Genomic DNA, 8,306 nt, shown 5'->3' with positions numbered 1-8,306 from the left:
CGCCTTCAACCCGCGCGGATCGAAATAGTCGTACTCGATCGCATAACCCGGCCGCAGGATGTGCGCGTGTTCGAGACCACGCATCGAACGCACCAGCTCGAGCTGCACATCGAACGGTAAGCTCGTCGAAATCCCGTTCGGATAGAACTCGTTCGTTGTCAGCCCTTCTGGTTCGAGAAAGATCTGATGCGACGTTTTCGAAGCGAACCGGTGAATCTTGTCCTCGATCGATGGGCAATAGCGCGGCCCCACTCCTTCGATAACGCCTGTATACATCGGTGACCGGTCCAGCCCGCCGCGAATGATGTCGTGCGTGCGTTCGTTCGTGTGCGTGACCCAGCATGGCAGTTGCCGCGGGTGCCGCCGCGGCGGCGCCGCGCAAGGGCGCAAGCAGCAGAAAAACCAGGCCCGCCGCGCACAATCCGGATAAAACCATAGCCAGGCTATTCATCGCACGCCTAGATATCGATATCGACAATGCGGCGGATCATCAGCACACCGGTTGTTTCCAGAAGCAGCACCACACCCAGCACCGTCCAGCCCATGGGCGTGCTCCACAGCACCGCCATGGCCTGCGGCTCCAGCCGGTTCAGGACCACGGCCAGCAGCACCGGCAACGCGCCTACGATCCAGGCCTGCATGCGTCCTTGCGCCGTCAAGGCGCGGATCTTGCCTTGCAGCAGCAGGCGCGAGCGCAGGGTGTCGGCGATGCGCTCCAAAGCCTCGGCCAGATTGCCGCCGGTTTGCGCCGCCACGCGCAGCGCCGCCGTCACCAGGACCGTGGCTTCGGATGGCACACGTTCATGCAGATGCTCCAATGCCGCCGAGAAAGTCACGCCCAGGCGCTGTTCGCGCAGCATCAGGCCGAACTCCTGCGACAAGGGCGCCTCGCTCTGTTCGACGATATGCTTCAAGGCCACCGCCAGACTGGCTCCGGCCGACAGACCTCCGGCCAGCGACATGAGCGCCGCGGGAAGTTGACGCTCGAACTGCAACAGCCTGCGGCGGCGCAAGGTCTCGACCAGCCTGCCGGGCGCGCGCGTCGCCGCCAGCCCCGCCAGCGCGCCCACCAGCCAACTTCCCGACAGCGCCCACGCCAGCAAGCCGCCCAGCGCGGCGCAAAACAGGGCAGCCAACCACAACTGCGCCGGGTCGATGAACAGAAACAGCTCGCTCAACTTGACGCCGGTCTCCTGGGTGTAGACCTGGCGGTAGCGCTGCAGGGCCGGACCGACCCATGACTGGGCGCTCCAGGCCAGGACGGCCACGCTCACGCCTGTCAGCGCGAAGGCCAGCCAGATCAAGGCAGCGCTCCTTCCATGAAGACGGGGCGCATGCCTGAGTCGACGAACCCGCGTGGGGGTTCGTAGCGAAACAGATCCTGCAACTGTATGCGACCGCTCTCCATGCCCGTGACTTCGACGATGTCCGTCACGACTCGCTGGCCTTGCGCGAGCCTGGCCTGCTGCACCACGATGTCCACGCTGGACGCGATATGTTCGCGCACCACGGCCAGAGGCAGATCCAGCCCGGCCATCAAGGTCATGGCTTCCAACCGCGACAGTGCATCGCGCGGGGAGTTGGCATGCAATGTGGTCAGCGAACCCTCATGCCCGGTGTTCATGGCGGTCAGCATGTCGAAAGCCTCGGCGCCGCGGCATTCTCCCACCACGATGCGGTCGGGCCGCATGCGCAGAGCATTGCGCACCAGATCGCGGATCTCGACGCGTCCGCGGCCTTCGAGATTGGGCGGCCGCGCTTCCAGCGAGACCAGATGTGCATGCCCCAGCCTCAGTTCGGCGGCGTCTTCTATGGTGACGATGCGTTCGCCTTCCGGAATGGCGTTGGACAAGATATTGAGCAAGGTCGTCTTACCCGACCCTGTGCCGCCGGACACGATAATGCTCTTGCGACGGCGCACGCACAGGGCCAGCAATTCGGCCATAGCCTCGCTCAGGCTGCCCATGCCGACCAGATCGGGCATGTGCAGCCGCCGCACCGGAAACTTGCGTATGGTGAGACTGGCGCCGCGCAAGGCAATGGGCGGGATCACCGCATTCACGCGCGAGCCGTCAGGCAGCCGCGCGTCAACCATCGGCGAACTCTCGTCGATACGGCGTCCCAGCGGCGCGACGATGCGGTCGATCACGCCGCGCACCGCCTGCTCGCTGCTGAATGCCGTATCGTGCCGCGACAACTGCCCCGACCGCTCCACATAGACCTCGTCGTGGCGGTTGACCATGATTTCCGTGATTCCTGGGTCTGCCAGAAGCGTTTCGAGCGGGCCGAGCCCCACGGCTTCGTCCAAGACCATGCGGCACAGCAATGTCCGATCCAGATGTTCGGGTAGATCCGGCTCTCGGTCGACCAGTTCATCCAGCAAGCGCCTGGCCTCTTCGCGCAAGGCTTGGTCGCTCATGCCCGCCACGTCGCGGCGGCGCAGGTCCAGCGCCTGCAGCAAGGCGGCATGCAGGCTACGCCGGTGCGGCAGCCAGGCCAGAGCAGCAAGCGTCTGATTCGCTATGGGAACCGGCGCGGCAGGCGCAGCCTCGTCCGACTCGGCATGGGTTTCCCGTGACTGACTCGCACCTGTCATGTCGCGCACCTGTATCTGGCATGGCCCGATGAGCACGCGATCCTGGGCCTGCAGCGGGCCATGCGTCGCCACGCGCTCGCCGTTGACCAGCGTTCCGCTCAGCGTGCCCAGGTCTTCGAGCACGATGCCGCCGCCCTGGCGCAGCAGCCGGGCATGCTGCCTGCCTACCCGCCAATTGGCGATGCGCACCGCGCATTGCGGCGCCCGTCCTATGGACACCGGCGGCGTGGCCGCGTGCACCTGGCGCGTGCCGTCTTCGAAGGTCAGCGTAATTTCGAGCATGATCAAGGCTCCTTGCCGGATAGTGCGGATTCATTGCCGGATCGCCACTGCGATCCCTCGCCCTGCGGCGCGCTCCATCCCCCGGCCGGCGCGCTGCCGGTGGGCGGCAACAGTCGCAATTGCGTAGGGTCGGGGAAAGCCTGCTCCAGGACATGACGCCCTTGCGCTGCGCTCTGCGCAAAGCCCGCATAGTCGTTCGAGACGATGCTGGGGGTCACGAAAATCGCCAGTTCCGTATCGCGCCTCAAGGTCTTTCTCGCGCCGAACAGACTGCCCAGCACAGGGATGTCGGAAAGCAGCGGCAGGCCGTCGCGCTCGGTCGATTGTTCGCGCGAAAGAAATCCGCCCAGCACCAGGGTCTGGCCCGAGCGCACGTTGAATTCGGTAACGGCGCGACGAGTGCGCAAGGCCGGACCGGAGGGCAGGCTCATGGAGGCATCCACCGAGCTGGCCTCCACTTCGATGCGAGAGCGGATGGCGCCGTTGCGATCGATGCGCGGGGTGATGTGCAGCGACACGCCATAGGGCTTGAACAAGGTAGTCGGCACGCCATTGCGGTCTGACGAGCTATAGGGCACTTCGCCGCCCGCCAGGAAAGAAGCCGTGCTGCCGCTGCGGGCCAACAGTTGCGGCTGGGCCAGCATGACGGCCTCGCCACGCTGGGCCAGGGCAGCCAGGTTGGAAGACAGCAAGGCATTGGCGCCGAAATAGCCCGCTGCGCGCGCAACGGGCAACGCTGCGGCCAGCGGCGCCACGCCGGGACGTTCGGACAGTTGGCCCGCCGCATTGCCGCCGTCCCAGATCATGCCCGCCTGCAAGCCGCCCTGCGTGGCGCCGTCCCAGCGCACGCCGAAATCGGTCAGGCGCGAACGCGGCAGCTCGACGACCTGTACGTCGAGCAGCACCATGCGGTCCCAGCCCACCTGCCCCGTAAAGTCCAGGATGCCCGGATAGCGCTGCGCCAGCGCGGCGATGCGCGTCCTGTCTTCGTCCGACAGATCATTGCCCTCGATGACCAAGTTGCCGCCTACCTGACTGCTGCGCGCCGCAGGAATGCTCTCGAGCAGCTTGTCCACCTCGGAACGCATGCGCCTCAGACCCGCGGGCAAAACCCGCACGGTATAAGCCGCGGGTGCCGCCGCTCCGGTCCATGCGTGGACGGAAGTCATGCCCTCTTGCCGCGCGAACAGTACGACTTCGCGCTCGTCTGTGGCCATGGCGCTGAGCACCTGGCCGTTGCCCACGGCGACCCGGCGCACGCCCGGAATGCGCAATACCCGGCTCTCGCCCACTTCAAGGTCGAGTTCCCGGGTCTGCGGCGCGGAATCGATGCCATAGGCCGGGTTGCAGAACGAGAGCAGTCCGACCAGGGCCGCTCGCCGCAGCAGATTCGAACGAATCGCTCTACTGCGACTCTGGTGCAAGGACACCGTCATGGCTTGCCTCGCTTGATGTTTTGAGGCGGAGCGGCCGATGCCGCAACAGCACCGGCTGCCGCAGCACTCGCAACGAAAGCATCATCGTCGCCTTCGATCCGGTCGCCATAGATGATGTCCACGGCGCGCCGACGCGATGCCGGCTGCGCCATGCCGAGCAGGCCCGGCAAGTCGCGCGGCAATGCATCGCTTCCGATCTGGGTATCGGCCTGCGGACGCAGCAAAGCCGTCAACACGCCGCCTTGCCGCGCCGCGATGACCTTGACCGCGTCACTCGCCGCGGCCTCCAGCGTGATGTGGGCGGGCTGCCCCGGATCTCCATCGACGGACAAGACCTTGCCTCCTTGCAGTAGTGGAACCGTGAGATCGCGCCCGCCATGCGGGAACGAAACGTATAAATCGACGCGGTCGCCTGCCCGCACGTGCTGAGGAAGATCGCGGATTTCTTGCGCGGGCAGACTGAAGGCTCGCCGGCCGGCAGCGAGCAGTCCCGCTACGGACTCGCGCCGGTCGCGCTCGACCTGATGCTGCAGAATGGGCTCGCCCGATCGGACAGCCACGGTCAGCTTGCCGCCTTCGATCTGATCCAGCGCCTCGGGCGGCAGCGAATCGGACGAAGCCCAATCTTGAGGCACGTCCCGCACTGCCAGGTTGGCCATATCCAGCGGCGCGCCCGCCGCCAGATCCCGGGCCGCGACCAGCCTGGACACCGTCGGTACGCGCGCCTGGGCCTCGATGGCCTGAGTACGCTGCTGTATCGTTTCGCGCACGGCCCAAGCTGCGGCCAGGCCCGCCGCGCCAGCGAAAGCATAGGCACCCATCGCGCGAGCCATGGGCAGCCATCGGGACAGCTTCATGGTGCGCCTCCCGTTGCCAGGCGCGGTTCGGAAGTAAAACGCAGCACCGCCAGCACACTGCCTTCGCCTTTGCCCAACACGTCTACGACCAGCGTTTGCGGCCCGCGCTGCCAGGTCTGCCAGGATGCGTCGACCTCATCGTATGCGCGGACAGGCCGCCATCCTTGACGCGCCAGGTTGTCGTGCACCTGCCGTGCGATCTCGCGGGGCGGCGCGGCATATTGCCAGATCTGTTGCATGGCGCCGGTCTGGCCGGCAGGTTCGGCAAATTCGAAAACAAGTGCCGCGCCCGCGGGGAGCCACGCATCAGGCAATTGCGGCTTGCTCATGGCCTGTTCCCAGCATATGGTGGACAATGTTCCGCTACTGCCTCGCCCCGCTCGCCCCGATACCGTCACCACGCGCGAGCACGGCCCGCTGGCGTCCGACAATACGGCCGTCCCCGGATAGACCGCGATGTCGCGCAAACCGGGATACTGTTTGGCCATGAAGGCGATCAGCGTCGGCGCATCCAACGGGGTTTGATACGACAGCACGTCGGCCGATGCGCCATACACCCTTGCACCGGAAGCGACTTCGGTCATGGTGCTGTGCTTGGGCAAGATCCAGGGCGCAGCCGCGTGGCTGGCCGCTACGGGCATCAGCCATAACGCAAGCATAAAAAATCGGCGGAGCTTCATCGCCATCCCTTGCTCGTGAGCCTTTCGGCCGGCACCAGTTGAGGCCACGCCGATACCCAATCGTCATCCGGCCTGCGCCCGCCCCAAGCCCCGTCGACACCCGCGATGCTCGACTTCAGGCGACGGGCCAATGCCTGCGACGGTGCACCCGCCGCCTGCCAGCCCGTGCGGCTTTCCGTAATGCGCTGCTGACCGTCCTTATCCGAATTGGCATGACCGCCCGCCTGCGCTACCGAGGTATGCCGATGCACCGTCACATCGCCCGCGTACGACTGCATCCAGCCGGCAGGAGCTTGAATTTTGCGCTCGGCTTGCGCCGTCACCAGGCGCGTATCGACGCGCAGCCAATCCTGCTGCAACTGCGCGTGCTTGCCATCGGAAGGTACCGATCCGATTTGCCTTCGAACCAGATTCAGATCCCCCTCATCGCGGCGCGCAGCCAGAGCGCCGCCACGCGCCGCGGAAAACGCGGCAGTGCGGCTCGCCTGTGCAGCCAGCATGGCCTGATGCCACGCCGAACCCGTCCAGGCGATGGCGCAGGCGCAAGCCAATACAGCCGTCAACGCGAAGACAGATTCGATCAGACCTTGTCCTTGCTGACGCTTCATCGCATCGCTCCATGCGCCATGGATTGCTCGCCGGCATTCGCCGCCACTCTATGCGCCTGCCAGTACGGGCGGAACAAGGTCGGCATTTCGTCTTTGCCGTCGCCGCGCGCTTGAGGACGCACGAAATAGGTTTCGGCCGCTGAGCTCACCGCGAGCCCTTCGCCCCGTTGGAACGCCCGCCACGCATAGGCACCTGCCCAGGCGATGCGGCTCGTGCCGCCGGAAACCGGCAAACTCTCGGCCTGCTGGCGAACGGCAATGGCAAAGCGCAGCGGCGCCGCCTCGCCGGAAGACGAGATTTCATGGCTGTCCGGCAACCCGCGCCCCTGCGGCGATACGCTGTCCATCCAGGCGTAGACGTCCGCCAAGGGGTTCGAAGAGCCCGAGAAGATATTCCACGACGTATTGGCCGATACCCAACGCCAGAAATCCTCCGAAGAAAAATCTTCGGGTGCGCGCTGTACCGTATCGCCGCCCAGGCGGTCTCCCGCCAGGCCCCAGCCCATGGGATATTCGCGGTAGTAGCAGCCGGTCCATTTGTTCCAGCGCAGCGAGTGATACGACAACGAATCGAACGAAGACCAGTTGCCGCTGTCGTCCATGCGGGTTTCGCCGCGGCGGCGCAATTCATGCCGCTTCTGGGGGCACGCCTTTTGGACGATCCAGTTGTTGGTGCGAGTGAAATTGCGCGGCTGCAGAAAGTCGTAGCGCCCCGCAGCCGACTGGACCAGCGGGCGCAAAGCATGGCCCGATCGGCTGCGCACATAACCGGGCCAAGCATCGGTCAGCACACGCCATTGCAACGCCTGCGGCTGCCCCTGCAGTTCGGGATAGTTCGCGCGCAAGACCGCCCGGACCATCTCTTCCCGCTGCCTGGGCAATGCCGCGACGGCCTGTCGCGCCGCATGCATCAAGGTGTCGTGCACCAGGTCGTCGTGCGCTTGATAGGATCTCGCCGCCTCGTCCGCCGCGCCGCCGGTCGACCGGCCCGCCATGTAGGACATCTGCGCCTTGACGCCGAACAAAGATCCGATCAGATAGGCGGGCGGATTGCCCATGCCATGCCGCTGCGCTTCGGTATCCGAGAATTTCGCCCAGGTCGCCAGCGTGACCAGATGCGCCATGGCGACTTGATGCGCGATCTGCGCGCGGTTGATGTAGGCCAGCAGATTCAGCGTGCGGGTCTGCTCGAGCGCGGCGCTGTAGGCCGCAGCATCGGCGGCATGCGTCAGACGAGTGCGCGCGGCGGCCACCTGGCCCAGGTTGTACAAGGCAGCCCAGGCCACGCCGCACAGCGACAGCAGCAGCAAGGCCGGGATCAGGGCCTGCCCGCCGCACGCCGACCGCGCACGATACGCGGAATGCGCGGACGTCACTTGGCCGCCTTGGCGTTACCGGTGAACGATTGCAGCGAACGCGACTTGGTCTGCTCGGCCGCCGTCTTGGCCGCCATGCCGGCCTGCCGGGATTGCGAAGACCCGTCTTCGCCCGCCAACTCCTTGGCCATAGCCGCCGTCTGCGAACGCACGACCTGCCCGAACAACTGATAGACCGCGATGGCAGCCACTGCGATGAGGGCCACCACGATAATGTATTCGGTCATGCCCTGCCCGCTCTGCTTCTTTCTGCTCGCCTGCATGATGCTTCCCATGAACGTCATGATCATGGCAAGCAGTATGGGGAGGAGGAGACGCGGCGGCTATGCGCGGATGCCGAGGTGGATCAATGTGTCCTTGGTGGTTGACTTGTTGTTTTAGGGTTGGGCGGCCCCGCGCGTCGGGTTGGTGCGGGGGGCGCGGCTTGGAGTGGGGTGATTAGGAGGTTTTAAAAACGTGTGGCGAGTTATT

Annotated in this window: 8 protein-coding genes and 1 pseudogene; all 9 read right to left on the bottom strand. The window is 65.6% G+C overall.

What is annotated here, in order from left to right:
- Positions 1 to 363, bottom strand: a pseudogene (locus tag ACTHJ1_RS14365) (FAD-dependent oxidoreductase); the annotation flags it as partial.
- A 95-nt stretch (positions 364 to 458) separates the two neighbouring features.
- On the bottom strand, positions 459 to 1,304 hold the full coding sequence (locus ACTHJ1_RS14360; protein WP_440193512.1) for a type II secretion system F family protein: 846 nt from the start codon (positions 1,302 to 1,304) through the stop codon (positions 459 to 461).
- Entirely contained in the window at positions 1,301 to 2,878 is a 1,578-nt protein-coding gene (locus tag ACTHJ1_RS14355) for an ATPase, T2SS/T4P/T4SS family (protein WP_440193510.1), read from the bottom strand. Before ACTHJ1_RS14355 ends, ACTHJ1_RS14360 begins: the two co-directional genes overlap by 4 nt.
- A gap of 2 nt (positions 2,879 to 2,880) precedes the next feature.
- Positions 2,881 to 4,314 (bottom strand): type II and III secretion system protein family protein, encoded by a 1,434-nt coding sequence (locus ACTHJ1_RS14350; RefSeq protein ID WP_440193508.1) that lies wholly within the window; start codon positions 4,312 to 4,314, stop codon positions 2,881 to 2,883.
- A complete protein-coding gene (cpaB, locus tag ACTHJ1_RS14345) occupies positions 4,311 to 5,171 on the bottom strand; it encodes a Flp pilus assembly protein CpaB (RefSeq protein WP_440193506.1) in 861 nt (286 codons plus the stop codon). The genes ACTHJ1_RS14350 and cpaB overlap by 4 nt, the downstream gene beginning before the upstream one ends.
- Positions 5,168 to 5,830 (bottom strand): hypothetical protein, encoded by a 663-nt coding sequence (locus tag ACTHJ1_RS14340; RefSeq protein ID WP_440193504.1) that lies wholly within the window; start codon positions 5,828 to 5,830, stop codon positions 5,168 to 5,170. The genes cpaB and ACTHJ1_RS14340 overlap by 4 nt, the downstream gene beginning before the upstream one ends.
- 17 nt (positions 5,831 to 5,847) lie before the next feature.
- On the bottom strand, positions 5,848 to 6,459 hold the full coding sequence (locus ACTHJ1_RS14335) for a hypothetical protein (protein WP_440193502.1): 612 nt from the start codon (positions 6,457 to 6,459) through the stop codon (positions 5,848 to 5,850).
- Entirely contained in the window at positions 6,456 to 7,835 is a 1,380-nt protein-coding gene (locus ACTHJ1_RS14330; RefSeq protein WP_440193500.1) for a pilus assembly protein TadG-related protein, read from the bottom strand. Before ACTHJ1_RS14330 ends, ACTHJ1_RS14335 begins: the two co-directional genes overlap by 4 nt.
- Positions 7,832 to 8,119, bottom strand: a complete 288-nt coding sequence (locus ACTHJ1_RS14325) for a hypothetical protein (RefSeq protein ID WP_440193498.1) — start codon at positions 8,117 to 8,119, stop codon at positions 7,832 to 7,834. The genes ACTHJ1_RS14330 and ACTHJ1_RS14325 overlap by 4 nt, the downstream gene beginning before the upstream one ends.
- Between the last annotated feature and the right edge of the window lie 187 nt (positions 8,120 to 8,306).

Origin of the sequence: Bordetella sp. (assembly GCF_051960075.1) — a bacterium.
GTDB lineage: Bacteria > Pseudomonadota > Gammaproteobacteria > Burkholderiales > Burkholderiaceae_B > Bordetella.
Note: the sequence above shows the minus strand (reverse complement) of the source record. Positions and strands in the feature narration are given on the sequence as shown.

Bases quoted from the DNA above. Each gene is read 5' to 3' on its own strand.
- ACTHJ1_RS14355 (WP_440193510.1), bottom strand. From the start codon at position 2,878: ATGCTCGAAATTACGCTGACCTTCGAAGACGGCACGCGCCAGGTGCAC.
- ACTHJ1_RS14350 (WP_440193508.1), bottom strand. From the start codon at position 4,314: ATGACGGTGTCCTTGCACCAGAGTCGCAGTAGAGCGATTCGTTCGAAT.
- cpaB (WP_440193506.1), bottom strand. From the start codon at position 5,171: ATGAAGCTGTCCCGATGGCTGCCCATGGCTCGCGCGATGGGTGCCTAT.
- ACTHJ1_RS14340 (WP_440193504.1), bottom strand. From the start codon at position 5,830: ATGCTTGCGTTATGGCTGATGCCCGTAGCGGCCAGCCACGCGGCTGCG.
- ACTHJ1_RS14335 (WP_440193502.1), bottom strand. From the start codon at position 6,459: ATGAAGCGTCAGCAAGGACAAGGTCTGATCGAATCTGTCTTCGCGTTG.
- ACTHJ1_RS14325 (WP_440193498.1), bottom strand. From the start codon at position 8,119: ATGACGTTCATGGGAAGCATCATGCAGGCGAGCAGAAAGAAGCAGAGC.